The organism is Pseudomonas siliginis (assembly GCF_019145195.1).
Lineage (GTDB): Bacteria > Pseudomonadota > Gammaproteobacteria > Pseudomonadales > Pseudomonadaceae > Aquipseudomonas > Aquipseudomonas siliginis.
In genome coordinates this window covers 635,079-649,044 of sequence record NZ_JAHSTW010000001.1, presented here as the reverse complement: position 1 = coordinate 649,044, position 13,966 = coordinate 635,079, and the positions used below count along the sequence as shown (strand labels likewise).

Below are 13,966 nucleotides of genomic sequence, written 5' to 3'. Positions count from 1 at the left end.
GGGGAAAAGACTCGCGTGCAACTTAGGCGCAGACATCCTCTCTCGCAACCTCTAATCCTTGGAAAATCCAGCCATTTGGATCTAACGATAGAACGAAAACCTGCATGTTGCCCTGAGGTGTTCTGATCGTTCCCACGCTCCGCGTGGGAATGCAGCCTTGTGCGCTCTGCGTCCCTACGGTCTTGAGATCGCAGCCTTCGGCAGCTCCTAAAGGGGCGTCTGTGCATGAGTAGAACTTGTGATGATCTAGAATTTATTGAGTTTGTTTCATCAAGTCCGGTTCCCGACAATACCCGCCATCGAATAAGCATCTGGAGTTGTTTGTCATGGCACTGGCCCATTCCCTTGGATTTCCGCGCATCGGTCGCGACCGCGAACTGAAGAAAGCGCAAGAGGCGTTCTGGAAAGGAGAACTGCACGAGGCGGGCCTGCGTGACGTCGGGCGTGAGCTGCGCAAGGTCCATTGGGACTTGCAGAAAAACGCCGGCATCGACTTGCTGCCGGTCGGCGATTTCGCCTGGTACGACCAGGTGCTGAGCCACTCGCTGATGTTCGGCGTGATCCCCGAGCGCTTCCTCCCGCATGACGGCAAAGCCACGCTGCAAACCCTGTTCAACATGGCCCGAGGCGTCAGCAATACTTGCTGCGGCGAAGGCCACGCTCAGGAAATGACCAAGTGGTTCGACACCAACTATCACTACCTGGTACCGGAATTCAGCGTCGATCAACAATTTCAGCTGGGTTGGGAGCAGCTGTTTGAAGAAACCGAAGAGGCCCGCGCGCTGGGGCACAACGTCAAGCCGGTGATCATCGGCCCGTTGACCTATCTGTGGCTGGGCAAAACCAAAGGCGCCGATTTCGACAAGCTCGATTTGCTTGATCGCCTGCTGCCGCTGTACGGCCAGATCTTCGCGCGGCTGGCGGCATTGGGTGCGGAGTGGGTGCAGATCGACGAGCCGATTCTGGTGCTCGATCTGCCGCAGGACTGGAAGAACGCTTTCGAGCGCGCCTACAACCAGATCCAGCGCGATCCGCTGAAGAAACTGCTCGCCACGTACTTCGGTGGTCTGGAAGAAAACCTCGGTCTGGCGGCGAACCTGCCGGTCGACGGCCTGCACATCGATCTGGTGCGCGCGCCGGATCAATACCCGACCATTCTGGATCGTCTGCCGGCCTATAAAGTGCTGTCGCTGGGTGTGGTCAACGGTCGTAACGTCTGGCGCTGCGATCTGCAAAACGCGCTGGCGACGCTGCGCCATGCTCATGAGCGTCTGGGTGATCGTCTGTGGGTAGCACCGTCCTGCTCATTGCTGCACAGCCCGGTTGATCTGGGCCGCGAAGACCAGCTCGATGCCGAACTGAAAAGCTGGCTGGCATTTGCCGTGCAGAAGTGCGAAGAGGTCGCCGTGCTCGCTCAAGCGGTCAGCGAGCCGGAAGCGCCGAAGGTACTGCGTGCCCTGGCGCAAAGCCGCTCGGTACAAACCAGCCGCGCTGCCTCGCCGCGTATTCACAAACCGGCGGTGCAAGCGCGGGTCGCGGCGATCACTGCCAAGGATGCGCAACGCCAATCGCCGTTTGCCCAGCGTATTGCCAAACAGCGCGGCAAGCTCGACCTGCCGTTATTCCCGACCACCACCATTGGTTCGTTTCCGCAGACGGCGGCGATCCGTCTGGCGCGTCAGGCCTACAAGCAAGGCAAGCTCAGCGCGGCCGATTACACCGATGCGATGCACACGGAGATTCGCCACGCGGTGGAAATTCAAGAACGCCTCGGCCTGGATGTGCTGGTGCACGGTGAGGCAGAGCGCAACGACATGGTCGAATACTTCGCCGAACAGCTCGACGGCTATGCCTCCACCCGCTTTGGCTGGGTGCAGAGCTACGGTTCGCGCTGCGTCAAACCGGCGGTGATTTTCGGTGACCTGAGCCGTTCGCAAGCGATGACGGTCGAGTGGATCCGCTACGCCCAAAGCCTCACCGACAAGGTCATGAAAGGCATGCTGACCGGCCCGGTGACCATGCTGATGTGGTCGTTCCCGCGCGAAGACGTCAGCCGCGAGGTGCAGGCACGACAACTGGCGCTGGCCATTCGTGACGAGGTGAATGATCTGGAAGCGGCAGGAATCAAAATCGTCCAGATCGACGAAGCGGCGTTCCGTGAAGGCTTGCCGTTGCGCCGGGCGCAGTGGCAATCGTATCTGGACTGGGCAAGCGAAGCGTTCCGCCTGTGCGCCTCCGGGGTGCGCGATGAAACGCAGATCCATACGCACATGTGCTACAGCGAATTCAACGATGTGATCGAGTCGATCGCGGCGATGGACGCCGATGTCATCACCATCGAAACCTCACGGTCGGACATGGAACTGCTTGAGGCATTTGAAGCATTCGCCTACCCGAACGACATCGGCCCGGGCGTCTACGATATTCACTCGCCACGTATTCCCGATGTGACGGAAATGGTCGGCCTGCTGCGCAAAGCTGCCCAGCGCATTCCGGTCGAGCGGCTGTGGGTCAATCCGGATTGCGGGTTGAAGACCCGAGGCTGGCCAGAGACCGAAGCGGCGTTGGTGCACATGGTCAGCGCCGCGCGGCAACTGCGTAAAGAGTGGACCTGACCCTTTATCGCCCTGGAATACATAACCTTTGTGGGAGCGAGCCTGCTCGCGAAAGCGGTGTGTCAGTCGACATCAATGTTGGATGACCTGACGCCTTCGCGAGCAGGCTCGCTCCCACAGAATTCGCGTTTCCCTGTCACTCACGGCAACACACAAACCCCTTGTGGGAGCGAGCCTGCTCGCGAAAGCGGTGTGTCAGCTACACATGCATCAAGCAAGGAAGCGCAATATCGGCGCACCATCGAACGGGTCCGTCAGATAGTGCGCCCTGACGCCGAAAGTCGTCTGTAACCGCTCCGGCGTCAGTACGTGCAGCGGCTCGCCCAACGCCACCAGACGCCCGCGCTCCAGCACCGCCAGGCGATCGCACTTGAGCGCCTGATTGAGGTCGTGCAAGGCGATCAACGTAGTCACCGGCAGTGCGCGCACCACTTGCAGAATGCTCAACTGATGCTGGATGTCGAGGTGGTTGGCCGGCTCGTCTAGCAGCAGGACCTGCGGGCGCTGCGCCAGTGCGCGGGCGATGTGCACGCGTTGGCGTTCACCGCCGGAGAGGCTGCGCCAGAGGCGGTTGCGCAGGTGCACGGCGTCGACGTCGACCAGCGCTTGCTCGACGATGGCGTCATCGGCGGGCGACCACGGTTGCAGCGCCGACAACCACGGCGTGCGCCCCAGCGCCACCGCGTCGAACACGCGAATGCCATCGTCGGTATCGGCCTGTTGCTCAACCACCGCGAGCGTCTGCGCGATAGTGCGCCGCGACATCTTGCCCAGCGCCTGACCGCCGAGCTGCACATGGCCCACGCTCGGTTCACGCAGCCCGGCCAGCAATTTGAGCAACGTGGATTTCCCCGACCCGTTCGGCCCGACAATGCCCAGGGTCTCGCCGCGCTCAACGTCGAGGCTAACACCATTGAGCAACTCGGCACCGCGCACTTTGAAGCCCACACCCGCACAACTCAGAACCGTGTTCATCGCGCCGATCTCCGGCCCACCAGAATCAGCGCGAACACCGGTGCGCCGACCAGCGCAGTGATCACGCCGACCGGGATCACCTGACCCTTGATCAGGGTGCGCGACAGCACATCGGCGGCGATCAGAAACACCGCGCCGCCCAGCGCACTGGCGGGCAACAGACGCGCATGGCCGGTGCCGAGCAACAACCGCGCGGCATGGGGAATCACCAGACCGACAAAGCCGATCGAGCCGACAATCGACACCATCACCGCCGTCACCAGCGCGGCGCAGCCAATCAACAGAATCTGCACACGGCGCACGGCAATGCCGAGGGAGGCCGCCGAGTCCGCGCCAAAGGTGAACGCATCCAGCGCCCGGCGGTGCCACAGACAAACGACCAGCCCGAGCAAGGCCACTGGGACCGCCAGCCACACCGACGGCCAGCGCACGCCGCCGAGATTGCCCAACAGCCAGAACATGATCCCGCGCGCTTGTTCGGAGCTGGCCGAGCGGGTGATCAGAAACGCGGTGAGGGCGTTGAACAATTGCGAGCCGGCGATCCCGGCCAGAATGATCTGCCCGGTACCGCTGGCCGAACCGCTGACCCGCGCCAACAGGATCACCAATACGAACGCGGTCACCGCGCCGGCAAAAGCACCGACCGACAATGAAATCGCCCCGGCGCCGACGCCAAGCAGGGCGACCATCACCGCGCCGGTCGAGGCGCCAGCAGAAATACCCAGCAGATACGGATCGGCCAGCGGATTGCGCAGCAGCGATTGCAGGATCACCCCGCACGTCGCCAGGCCGGCGCCGCAGGCCGCCGCGACCAGCGCGCGGGTCAGGCGATAGTTCCAGACGATGCCTTCGTCGATCGGGTCGAGCACATAACCGGCGCCCCACAGCTTGTTGGCCAGCACCTGCAATACCACGCTCGGCTCGATCGAAGTCTCACCAATGGCCACGCCGCCGATCAGCGCGACCGACAGCGTCAACAGCACCAGCAGCAAACGGATCAGGCGTCTGCTCATGGCGACAGGTCGTAGCCGTTGATGGCGCTGGCCAGTTGTGCGAGGCCGTCGAAGGTGCGCAGGCTGGCCTGCATGGCCATGGCGTCAAGGATGATGATGCGGTTGTGTTTGACCGCGTCCATGTTGCGCGTCACCGGATCACTGCGCAGGAAGGCGAGTTTCTTCTGATAGTCGTCCGCCGGGAAACGTCGACGATCCATGCGCGCGATCACCAGAAATGTCGGGTTGGCCTTGGCGATGGTTTCCCAGCCGACGGTTGGCCATTCTTCATCCGACTCGACCACGTTGCGCACGCCGAGGGTGCTGAGCATGAAATCGGGAACGCCTTTGTGCCCGGCCACGAACGGCTCGATGTCCATCTCGGCGCTGGAGAACCACACCAGGGCGCTGACGTCTTTGCGCTGCTGCTTTTTCGCGGTGGCGATCGACTGCGCGAGGCTGGCTTTAAGCTGCTCATTGAGCTGCTCGCCACGCGCCTGCACATCGAAAATCGCTGCGAGCTGGCTCACGGCTTTGTAGATGCTGTCGATGCGAAACGGCGCCAGCCGCGTGCCGTCCGAACCGACGAGGTTGTCCTTGGCTTCGCAATCGGAGGGCAGCAGGTAGGTGGGAATCTTCAGTTCATGGAACTGCTCGCGGGTGCCGACCGCGCCTTGCGGGCCGACCATCCATTCCAGCTCGACGGCGACCAGCTCCGGGCGTTTGCCGATCACCGCTTCGAAACTCGGCTCGTTGTCGGCGAGGCGCTCGATCGTGTCGTTCTGCGCTTTGTATGTGCCCAGCACGTCGTTGAACCACAGCGAAGTGCCAACGACTTTGTCGCCCAGGCCCAAGGCGTAGAGCATTTCGGTGCCGGCCTGGCCGATGGTCACCGTACGCGCGGGCGCGTGCTGAAAGGTCAGGCTGCTGCCACAGTTTTCGACGGTCAGTGGATACGCAGTCGGCGCCGCTTGCGCCAGGGGGCAAAGGCTCAGAGCGGTGAGCAGGGTGGCAACGCGGGGCAGCAGCATGGGGCAGTCTCCAGAGGGAACCGTACGGGAGTGGGCGGGTACGGTTCGGAAACACACCTCGGGCGCGGTCGTGGAAACTGCGCAAGGCCGGCATGGTGAAAATGCGCACGGCACGATGTCCTTCCCGGACACCCCGCCGGTTGGTCAGTCACTGTGCCGGCAGGTCTCCTGACTGATGCGTCATCGCCACGCTCCGGCCTTCCCGGGATTCACCCAGTGGCAGTCAAGGAGCAGGCTCGGCACCTACAGTTGCGGGGGCAGTTCCGATTGATGCTGTGCAAGCATTTCGGATTCCCTATTAATTCCGTGTGGAAACCGGCGGCGGCATGGTAGTCGATCGAGCCGCTGAAGGGGAGACCAATCTATCGCGACGAGCATTAGCAGCAGGCGTCTGCTGTCACGCCAACCTTGTTTCCGACAGTTCAAGGGAGTGATGGGATCGTTCCCACGCTGAGCACGGGAACGATCACGGGCAGGGCGGACTCAGCTGGCTTGCGGAGTTTCACCCCGGGCCAGACGCGCATTGATGTCGTCGATCACCTGAGGCAGTTCAGCGATGGTATCGATCAGGTAATGCGGGCGCGAAGGGGCGAACATCTTGCCGATCCGCGCGCGTTCTTCCGCCAGTCGATCCGACGCCAACGCCTTGTATTGCTCATAGGTCAGGCCCAGTGCGTTGCCGGAACAGGTCAACGCCACCGTCCACATTCCGGCGGCGCGCCCTTCGAGAATTCCCGGCCAGGTGTCGTCGACCTTGACGCAGGCGGCCACGTCATCGATGCCCAAGGCAATCACGTTGGCCAACGCCTGCGCCGGATACGGCCGGCCATTTGGCACTTCATCAGTGGCGACGACATAGTCGGCGACGTAGCCATTTTTCCTTGCCAGTTCAACGACCCTGGCCATCACCACCGCCGGATAGCCCGAGCACGAACCGATTTTCAGACCCTTGTCGCGCAACGCCGCAATCGCCTCGAGTGCGCCCGGAATCAACGCCGAATGCAGTGCGATTTTTTCGATCTGCAACGGCATGAAGCGTTCGTAGATCGCCGTCACATCGTCGTCACTCGGCAAGCGGTCAAACGCCGCGCGGTAACGTTCGGCAATCTGCGGCAGGTTGCACAGGGTGCGGATGTGATCCCACTTGCCCATGCCCATTGGCCCGCGCGCTTCCTCCAGCGACACGGCGACGCCGAACTCGGCAAAGGCTTCGACGAAAATCTGCGTCGGCGCAAATGAGCCGAAATCGACAACGGTGCCGGCCCAGTCGAGGATCGCGGCTTGCAGATGAGTCGGTTGTTGGTACTGCATGGTCAATCTCCGTTTTCAGGTAAGCGTGGGCCGTCCCTCGGCAATGAGGTAGGCGGTTCAAGGGTCAGGGCTGATCAGGTCAGCGGTGGATTCGCATCAAACAGTTCGGCAATCACTGGCCGGTTCCTGCGGATGCCGAGGCAGCACAGGTGGTATTCGATGAAGAACGGGTGATCGACAAAGGTGATCGGCGTGGTGCCCGGGGTCTCGGCGTATTCCACGGCCGAGACAAAACCGATACCGATGCCTTTGACGATCGCGTGGACGATGGCTTCGCGGCTGTTGAGTTGCATGACGCAATTGAGCTCGATATCGAGCCGTTTGCAGCTTTCTTCCACCAGTTGCCGGGTGCGCGCACTGGATTCGCGCATCACCCATTTTTCGCCGCTGATTTCACTGACGTGAACCTGCGCCTGACCGGCCCACCGATGGTCATCGCGGACCACGGCGATGATCGGATAACGGTGATACAGCCGCGTGTGGAAGCGCTCATCGAATTCCGACAAGGCCAGAATCGCCACGTCGATATCGAAGTTGAACAACCGCGCCAGGGTGTCCTTTTTCGAGGAAAACGAGGTTTCCAGTTCGATATCCGGGTGGCGCTGCATCAGCTCATAGGTCAGATTCATGGCAATCGGCGGTGACACCGCGCCGAGGCGCAGCATGCCGGTCTTGCGCTGCTTGAAGCTCTGCAACAGTTGCACGGCTTCATCCTCCTGACCGAACAGGCCCTGAGTGATCGCATAGAGCTTGTGCCCGGCGGCGCTCATTTCGATGTAGCGGCCACGGCGATGAAACAGTTCGACCGAGAAGGTGTTCTCCAGTGCGTTGACCTGTTCGCTGACGGTCGGCTGACCGACGCAGAGGTACTCGGCAGCAAGGGTGAAGCTGCCGGTCTTGGCTACCGCATGAAACGAACGTAACCACTTGTGATACTGGTACATGCAAGCCCCGTCAGCGTCGAATGAACAATGCCACTGCCGCGCTGCACAGGCAGGCGCTGGTGACCACTATGAAGATGAGAGACGTGTTTGCTGTGGTGTCAAGCAAACGACCGATCAATGGTTCGGCCAATCCGGCGAACAGATAGGAGGAAAAGTTCATGATTCCGGTCGCCGTACCGGCGCGTTTGGCACCGACCAGATCCGGGCACAGTGCCCAGAAACTCGAGGCCGGGCCGTATACGAAAAAGCCGCAAAGGAACAGGGCGATCAGGCCGATGACGCTGTGTGGGGGCAGGCTCCACATCCACAGGCTGGTCGCGGCGCCGAGGAACATATAAAGCATGATCGCCAGATACCGCTTGGAGCCGAACAACTTGTCTGACACCCAACCGTTGCTCAACGCGCCAACCGCCATGCCGACGGGGAGGGCGACGGTGATCCATTTCGGATCGATCATGCCGTCACCACTTTTCCAGTCAGCGCCGAGAAAGTGCACCGGCACCCAGACGATCAAGCCGTAGCGCGCCGCGTTCTGAAAACCCAGTGACAGCGCGGCGATGAGCAGGCGAGGGTTCTTCAGTACGGCTTTGTAGCGTTGTGCCGAGGATTCGACTTCGCCCTGTGCCGCTTCCTGATGTTTGTCGTGAGCGTTGGCCACACCGGTATCACCCACCGGTTCGAAGCCCAGATCCTGCGGGCGTTCGCGGGCAACCAGATAGAAAATGATCCCGCCGGCGAGCATCAGCAGCACCGGCAAACGGAAGATCCATCGCCATTCCAGTTGCAGTACTTCGAGCACGACGATAGAGGTGACGTACGACAGAACCGACGCGCAGCCGGCGGCGAAAGTGTAGAAGCCATATACCTTGCCGCGCTCGCCCGCCGCCCACCAATTGGCAATCAGCCGACCGCCCGGCGCCCAGCCCAAGGCTTGAAAGTAGCCGTTGACGCCCCACGGCAGAATGAGGCTGGTGAAACCACTGGCGAAACTGGTCACCCAGTTTGCCGCGCAGGACAGCACAGCCCCCAGAGTCATGATGCGTCGGCCACCGAATTTGTCGGCGAGGTTGCCGTTGATCGCCTGACCAATCGCGTAGGCCCAGAGCATCACCGCGGAGGCCCAGCCGAGGGTTTCCTTGCTCAGGCCGAACTCGGCCTGAATCCCCGGAATGGCAAAACCGAAGGTCTGCCGACCGGTGTAAAAAAACAGGTAACAGAACATCGCCGCCAGCAGCATGCGCCACTGGGCGACCCGGAACGAGGCAGAACGTTCGGCGAGACCAGGCATTGTTTCGGCACGATTCATGATCTTTTCCTTATTGTTGTCGGTTCCCGTCGGGTGTCGTCGGCGGGGTGCACTCTTTTTTGGTGCGACAGGAAATCACCGCGGCTGCATGCCGCTGGCGGTGCTTGGGTGACTCGGGCGTTTTCAGGCGTCAGGCGGCTTGCGAACCGATGAAGTTCTTGCCGCGCGCGCCCTGCATTGCGAGCTGGATGATGGCTTCGGCGTCCTTGGCCGAAACGCCGTAATCGGCAAACTCGGTCTTCACCCCGAGGCTGTGCAAGAACTCGCGCAATTGCTGCTGGGCTTTGCCCAGGTCCGCGCCGAATAGGCGTTGCAATGTACGGTCGCGAGTGGCGTCGTGGCCCCAGGCCAGTCCCAAAACCATTGGTAGAGTGAAGGAGCAGGCGATGCCGTGGGGTAAGCCGTGGCGCAAGGTCATCTCATAGGAAATCGAATGCGCCAGCGCGGTTTTGGTGTTGGAAAACGCCAGTCCGGCTTTGAGCGCAGCGAGCGCCATGCGGCTGCGCAACTCGTGACTGGAGAGATCTTTGTGCAGGCGCGGCAGGCATTCCAGAATGTCCTCGATCGCGGAAATCGCGAAGGTGTCCGAGACCGGGTTGGCGTTGACGTTCCAGATCGCCTCCAACGCATGAGACAACGCATCAAGCCCGGTAGAGACGGTGACGCTGGCCGGCACAGTGAGCATCAGTTGCGGATCGATGATCGCTACCCGTGGCCAGGTGCAGTCCAGGTGCAGCGAGTATTTCTTCTGGCTGGCGCTGTCCCAGATCGTCGCCCACGGCGTGACTTCGCTGCCGGTGCCGGCAGTAGTCGGTGCGGCAATCAGTTGTTTGCAACGGGCCGGGGTGAACGGTTTGCCCGTCGCCAGCAGGCTCAACAGTTCATCGAAACGGCCGGATTCGGTGCCGACGATCAACGCCTTGGCAGTATCGATGGCGCTGCCGCCTCCGACCGCGAGCACCACGTCGCAAGCCCCTGCATGCTGCCAGAAATGCTCGTAAGTGTTGCGCAGATGGGCGACGTCCGGGTTGGGCTGAACGTCTTCGAACACATAGACCAGACGCTTGCCGAGCAAGGCTTGCAGGCGATCGACCAGCCCCAGCCCCCGCGCTTCGGGAAAGGTCACGAGGGCCACGGTCTGCTGTTCGGTGAGGGCGGCGAGGTCTTGCAGGCTGCCCCAGCCGAAACGGGTATCGACGGGGTTCTGGAAGCGGGCAGTCATGGTGAATCCTTCTTGTTGTTGTCGTGTGGCGCCATACTCAGCGCGCGTCGACAACGGCTCAAATCGATAATTCGCAGGTTTGAATCGGCTCAGCCGATAGCAGCTGTATGCTAGTGCGCCGAACCGCTCTGGATCGCCGCGCGCAGGCGGCTGGAGATGGCGTCGGCGACGATCACCATGAAGGTAATGACGATGATGCAGGTCGCGGTTTCCTGATATTTGAACAGCTTGAGACTGCTCACCAGCTCGAACCCCAGGCCGCCGGCGCCGACCATGCCCAGCACCGTGGCCGAGCGCAGATTGACTTCGAAGCGGTACAGAATCACTGCAATCCATGCGGTGATGACTTGCGGCAAAACGCCAAACACGATCACCTGCAATGGCCGCGCACCGGTCGCTTGCAGCGCTTCAATGGGACCTTGGTCGATTTCTTCAATGCTTTCGGCGAAAAACTTGCCGAGCATGCCCAGACCATGCAGCGCCAGCGCCAATACGCCGGGAAACGGGCCGAGCCCGACTGCCGAGACGAAGATCAGCGCGAGAATCAGTTCGTTGATGCTGCGGGTGAAATTCAGTGCCTGACGCGTGGCGTGAAACAGCCAGCGGTTGCGGCTCAGATTACGTGCGGCGAGAAACGACAGCGGGACTGCCAGTAACACGCCAAGCAAGGTGCCCCAGATGGCGATCTGCAGGGTTTCCACCGCTGGCGCGACCAGACGCGCAAGAATGCTCAGATCCGGTGGGAAGGTGCGCGAAAGGAAATCACCGATCTGCGGCAACCCCGCCGCCAGTTCACCCAGGCTGAGCTGCGCGCCTTGTGCGCTCCAGTTCAGCGTCCACAGCACGATCAGGACGACGGCGCCGGTGATCAGCCAACTGCGCGGGCCACGCGGACGATCGCCGACCCACTGATAATTTTGCGATTGCATGCTCAGGCCCTCGAGGCGGTGCGGTAGGACAGGGTGGGCGTCGGGGTGTCAGCGCAGGCTTGCGCCGATTGCCCCGGGTAGATTCGCGCCAGATCGGCGTCGGTCATGCTCGATGCTTTGCCATCGAACACCAGACTGCCGTTGGCCAAGCCGACCACGCGGTCGCCAAACTCACGGGCGTATTCGACCTGATGCAAATTGCACAGCACGGTGATGCCCAACTCGCGGGTGGCATCGCGCAGATACTGCAACACCAGGCGCGCGGTTTTCGGGTCGAGGCTGGCAATCGGTTCATCGGCCAGAATCACCTGCGGCCGTTGTGCCAAGGCGCGGGCAATGCCGACGCGCTGCTTCTGTCCGCCGGACAGCGAATCCGTGCGCTCGCCAGCCTTGTGCGCCAGTTCGACACGCTCCAGGCATTGCATGGCCAGTGCCACATCGTCACGGCGGAACAGCTGCAGAATCGAGGCGAGCGTGCCGACGGAACCGAGGCGACCGGTCAGTACATTCTTCAGCACACTCAGGCGCGGCACGACGTTGTGATGCTGGAAAATCATCGCCACTTCACGGCGCAAAACGCTGGTGTCAGGGCAGGCGAGGGCATCGATGCCGGCCACGTTCAGCGTGCCGCTGTCGGCCTGTGCCAGGCGATTGATACAGCGCAGCAAGGTCGATTTACCGGCGCCGGACTGACCGAGCACTACGACGAATTCCCCTGCACCCACCTCAAGGTCAATGCCGCGCAATACCGGGTTGCTGCCGTAGTGTTTGGTCAGCTGGCGGATGCTGATCATTTCATGCTCCGCAAATCGAGATCGAGCACCTTGGCGGTTTCGCGCACTACGTCGTAAGAGGCGTCGGTGGTCGGCTGGAAACCATTGAGCACGCCCTGATCACCCCACGGCACATCCTTGATTGAAGCCAGCGCGTCGGCGACCTTCTTCTTCAATTGTGGATCGAGCGCCTTGCGCCAGACCATCGGCGATTCGGGGATCGGCCTGGAACTCCAGACGATTTCGAAGTCATCCTGCTTCACCACACCTTTGGCCACGGCACTGGCGAAGATGCGGTCAGCCACGGCCGCTGCGTCGACTTTCCTGTTCTCCACCGCGAGGATGCTGGCGTCGTGAGAACCGGAGAAAATTACCCGTTTGAACAGGCTGTCCGGAGCAAAACCGGCCTGCTCAAGGCCAGCCTTGGGAAACAGATGCCCGGACGCTGAGCTCGGGTCGACGAATGCAAACGTATGCCCCTTCAGGTCGGCCAGCGAATGAATGCCGCTGTCCTTGCGCGCCAGAATCACGCTTTTGTAAGCGCTCTGGCCGGTCTTCTTGGTCACCGCCACTGAGAACGCCTCGACATCCGCCACCGAGGTCGCCAGCACGTAGGAGAACGGCCCGAGGTAAGCGACATCGAGCTTGCCCGAACGCAGCGCTTCAATGATGCCGTTGTAATCGGTGGCCACGAACGGCACCACGGGCATGCCGATCTTGCTTTGCAGATCGTCGAGCACTTGCTTGCTCGATTCGATCATTGCCTGGGAGTCTTCCGAGGGGATCAAACCAATGGTCAGTTTGTCTTTGGCCCAGACCTGGCTGGCGCCGAGGGCAATGACGGTGAGGCTGGCGACACGCAGAAACTGTTTGATTGTTTTCATGGCATTCCACGGTTTGGTTGGGAGTTGCCACAGGCTAGGTCTGTCACGTGACAGTCATTCAATCAATTCAATATGGGAAACAGCAGCTAACTATTGATGGAGTCTATGGATGTCGAGCGCCAAATTGCGGGCCTTTCTCGCCGTTGCCCGTCACGGCAGCTTCAGTGCCGGTGCGCGGGCGACTGGGCTCAGCCAGCCAACACTGACCACGCAGGTGCAAAGCCTGGAACGTCAGCACAACGTCGAGCTTTTTCACCGGCGTGGGCGGCGGATAGAGTTGTCGGATGTTGGTCGGCAGTTGCTGCCAATCGCGCAACGACTTGCCTTGCTGGAGCTGGAAGCGCACAACCTGCTGCGCGATTCCGGGCGGCTCGACAGCGGCCAGCTCAAGGTCGGTGCAGTGGGACCGTTTCATGTGATCGAGATGGTCGACAGCTATTTGCAACTGCATCCGAATATCGACGTGTCGATCCGCGTCGGCAACTCGGCTCAAGTGCTGTCGGATCTGGAAAACTATGTGACCGACATCGCCGTGCTGGCGGGGCGGCAAGATGATCCGGCGTTGTGCGCGGTGCGTTATGCGCGGCACGCGATCATTCTGTTTGCCCACCATGAACATCCGCTGGCTAATCGTGGCAGCGTGCGGCTGGAGGAATTGGAAGGGCAGAGGCTGCTGCAACGCGAGCCCGGCTCGACCACCCGACTGGTGCTGGAACAGGCGCTGAATGCGGCGCAGGTCAAACCGCGTATCGCCATGGAAGTCGGCAGTCGTGAGGCCCTACGTGAAGCGGTGGTGCGTGGGCTGGGGTTGGGGGTGGTGTCAGAAGCGGAGTTTATTGCCGACCCGAGAATCCGCACGATCAGAATCGAGGGCGAAGAGCTGTTCACCGAGACGTATCTGTACTGTTTGGCCGAACGGCGTTCCAGTCGGCTCATCTCATCCTTTTTTGATGCGGCGCTGGGTTGATTTGCAATTCTGCGTAA

The 13,966-nt window shown here is 61.3% G+C and carries 12 protein-coding genes and 1 riboswitch; of the genes, 2 read left to right on the top strand and 10 right to left on the bottom strand.

Annotated features, from left to right (window positions below; translation table 11 throughout):
• Positions 1-326 precede the first annotated feature (326 nt).
• The gene (gene metE, locus KVG87_RS02740) at positions 327-2,615 is read left to right on the top strand and encodes a 5-methyltetrahydropteroyltriglutamate--homocysteine S-methyltransferase (protein WP_217849095.1); all 2,289 of its coding nucleotides are present in this window, start codon (positions 327-329) and stop codon (positions 2,613-2,615) included.
• Between the two features lie 210 nt (positions 2,616-2,825).
• Here the strand turns inward: metE and KVG87_RS02735 are convergent, their stop codons facing one another.
• The 10 genes from KVG87_RS02735 to phnD form a co-directional block, all read right to left on the bottom strand.
• Positions 2,826-3,590, bottom strand: coding sequence for an ABC transporter ATP-binding protein (locus KVG87_RS02735; protein ID WP_217849093.1), 765 nt, complete (start codon positions 3,588-3,590; stop codon positions 2,826-2,828).
• Positions 3,587-4,603 carry a FecCD family ABC transporter permease gene (locus KVG87_RS02730; protein WP_437180886.1) on the bottom strand — a complete coding sequence of 339 codons (1,017 nt, stop codon included), beginning with the start codon at positions 4,601-4,603 and terminating at the stop codon, positions 3,587-3,589. The genes KVG87_RS02735 and KVG87_RS02730 overlap by 4 nt, the downstream gene beginning before the upstream one ends.
• Positions 4,600-5,613, bottom strand: coding sequence for an ABC transporter substrate-binding protein (locus KVG87_RS02725; RefSeq protein ID WP_217849091.1), 1,014 nt, complete (start codon positions 5,611-5,613; stop codon positions 4,600-4,602). Before KVG87_RS02725 ends, KVG87_RS02730 begins: the two co-directional genes overlap by 4 nt.
• Before the next feature lie 141 nt (positions 5,614-5,754).
• Positions 5,755-5,948: riboswitch (cobalamin riboswitch) on the bottom strand.
• 148 nt (positions 5,949-6,096) lie between these two features.
• Complete coding sequence (gene phnX / locus KVG87_RS02720; RefSeq protein WP_076562475.1) at positions 6,097-6,924, bottom strand: phosphonoacetaldehyde hydrolase; 828 nt, start codon at positions 6,922-6,924, stop codon at positions 6,097-6,099.
• Between the two features lie 74 nt (positions 6,925-6,998).
• Complete coding sequence (locus KVG87_RS02715) at positions 6,999-7,868, bottom strand: LysR substrate-binding domain-containing protein (RefSeq protein WP_217849089.1); 870 nt, start codon at positions 7,866-7,868, stop codon at positions 6,999-7,001.
• A gap of 10 nt (positions 7,869-7,878) precedes the next feature.
• Entirely contained in the window at positions 7,879-9,174 is a 1,296-nt protein-coding gene (locus tag KVG87_RS02710) for an MFS transporter (RefSeq protein ID WP_076562479.1), read from the bottom strand.
• A 130-nt stretch (positions 9,175-9,304) separates the two neighbouring features.
• Positions 9,305-10,396, bottom strand: a complete 1,092-nt coding sequence (gene psrA / locus KVG87_RS02705) for an iron-containing alcohol dehydrogenase PsrA (protein WP_217849087.1) — start codon at positions 10,394-10,396, stop codon at positions 9,305-9,307.
• Positions 10,397-10,506: 110 nt separating this feature from the next.
• Positions 10,507-11,325, bottom strand: coding sequence for a phosphonate ABC transporter, permease protein PhnE (gene phnE / locus KVG87_RS02700; protein WP_217849085.1), 819 nt, complete (start codon positions 11,323-11,325; stop codon positions 10,507-10,509).
• A gap of 2 nt (positions 11,326-11,327) precedes the next feature.
• Positions 11,328-12,119, bottom strand: a complete 792-nt coding sequence (gene phnC / locus KVG87_RS02695; protein WP_217849083.1) for a phosphonate ABC transporter ATP-binding protein — start codon at positions 12,117-12,119, stop codon at positions 11,328-11,330.
• Positions 12,116-12,982: a phosphonate ABC transporter substrate-binding protein gene (gene phnD, locus KVG87_RS02690; RefSeq protein WP_076562485.1), complete on the bottom strand. Its 867-nt coding sequence runs from the start codon at positions 12,980-12,982 to the stop codon at positions 12,116-12,118. The genes phnC and phnD overlap by 4 nt, the downstream gene beginning before the upstream one ends.
• 109 nt (positions 12,983-13,091) lie before the next feature.
• Here phnD and KVG87_RS02685 point away from each other — a divergent pair, with 109 nt between their 5' ends.
• Positions 13,092-13,949, top strand: coding sequence for a LysR substrate-binding domain-containing protein (locus KVG87_RS02685; RefSeq protein WP_217849080.1), 858 nt, complete (start codon positions 13,092-13,094; stop codon positions 13,947-13,949).
• Positions 13,950-13,966: the final 17 nt, after the last annotated feature.

What these genes read in the sequence shown, in the direction of transcription:
- metE (WP_217849095.1), top strand. Translation starts at nt 327, where the DNA reads ATGGCACTGGCCCATTCCCTTGGATTTCCGCGCATCGGTCGCGACCGC.
- KVG87_RS02735 (WP_217849093.1), bottom strand. Translation starts at nt 3,590, where the DNA reads ATGAACACGGTTCTGAGTTGTGCGGGTGTGGGCTTCAAAGTGCGCGGT.
- KVG87_RS02730 (WP_437180886.1), bottom strand. Translation starts at nt 4,603, where the DNA reads ATGAGCAGACGCCTGATCCGTTTGCTGCTGGTGCTGTTGACGCTGTCG.
- KVG87_RS02725 (WP_217849091.1), bottom strand. Translation starts at nt 5,613, where the DNA reads ATGCTGCTGCCCCGCGTTGCCACCCTGCTCACCGCTCTGAGCCTTTGC.
- phnX (WP_076562475.1), bottom strand. Translation starts at nt 6,924, where the DNA reads ATGCAGTACCAACAACCGACTCATCTGCAAGCCGCGATCCTCGACTGG.
- KVG87_RS02715 (WP_217849089.1), bottom strand. Translation starts at nt 7,868, where the DNA reads ATGTACCAGTATCACAAGTGGTTACGTTCGTTTCATGCGGTAGCCAAG.
- KVG87_RS02710 (WP_076562479.1), bottom strand. Translation starts at nt 9,174, where the DNA reads ATGAATCGTGCCGAAACAATGCCTGGTCTCGCCGAACGTTCTGCCTCG.
- psrA (WP_217849087.1), bottom strand. Translation starts at nt 10,396, where the DNA reads ATGACTGCCCGCTTCCAGAACCCCGTCGATACCCGTTTCGGCTGGGGC.
- phnE (WP_217849085.1), bottom strand. Translation starts at nt 11,325, where the DNA reads ATGCAATCGCAAAATTATCAGTGGGTCGGCGATCGTCCGCGTGGCCCG.
- phnC (WP_217849083.1), bottom strand. Translation starts at nt 12,119, where the DNA reads ATGATCAGCATCCGCCAGCTGACCAAACACTACGGCAGCAACCCGGTA.
- phnD (WP_076562485.1), bottom strand. Translation starts at nt 12,982, where the DNA reads ATGAAAACAATCAAACAGTTTCTGCGTGTCGCCAGCCTCACCGTCATT.
- KVG87_RS02685 (WP_217849080.1), top strand. Translation starts at nt 13,092, where the DNA reads ATGTCGAGCGCCAAATTGCGGGCCTTTCTCGCCGTTGCCCGTCACGGC.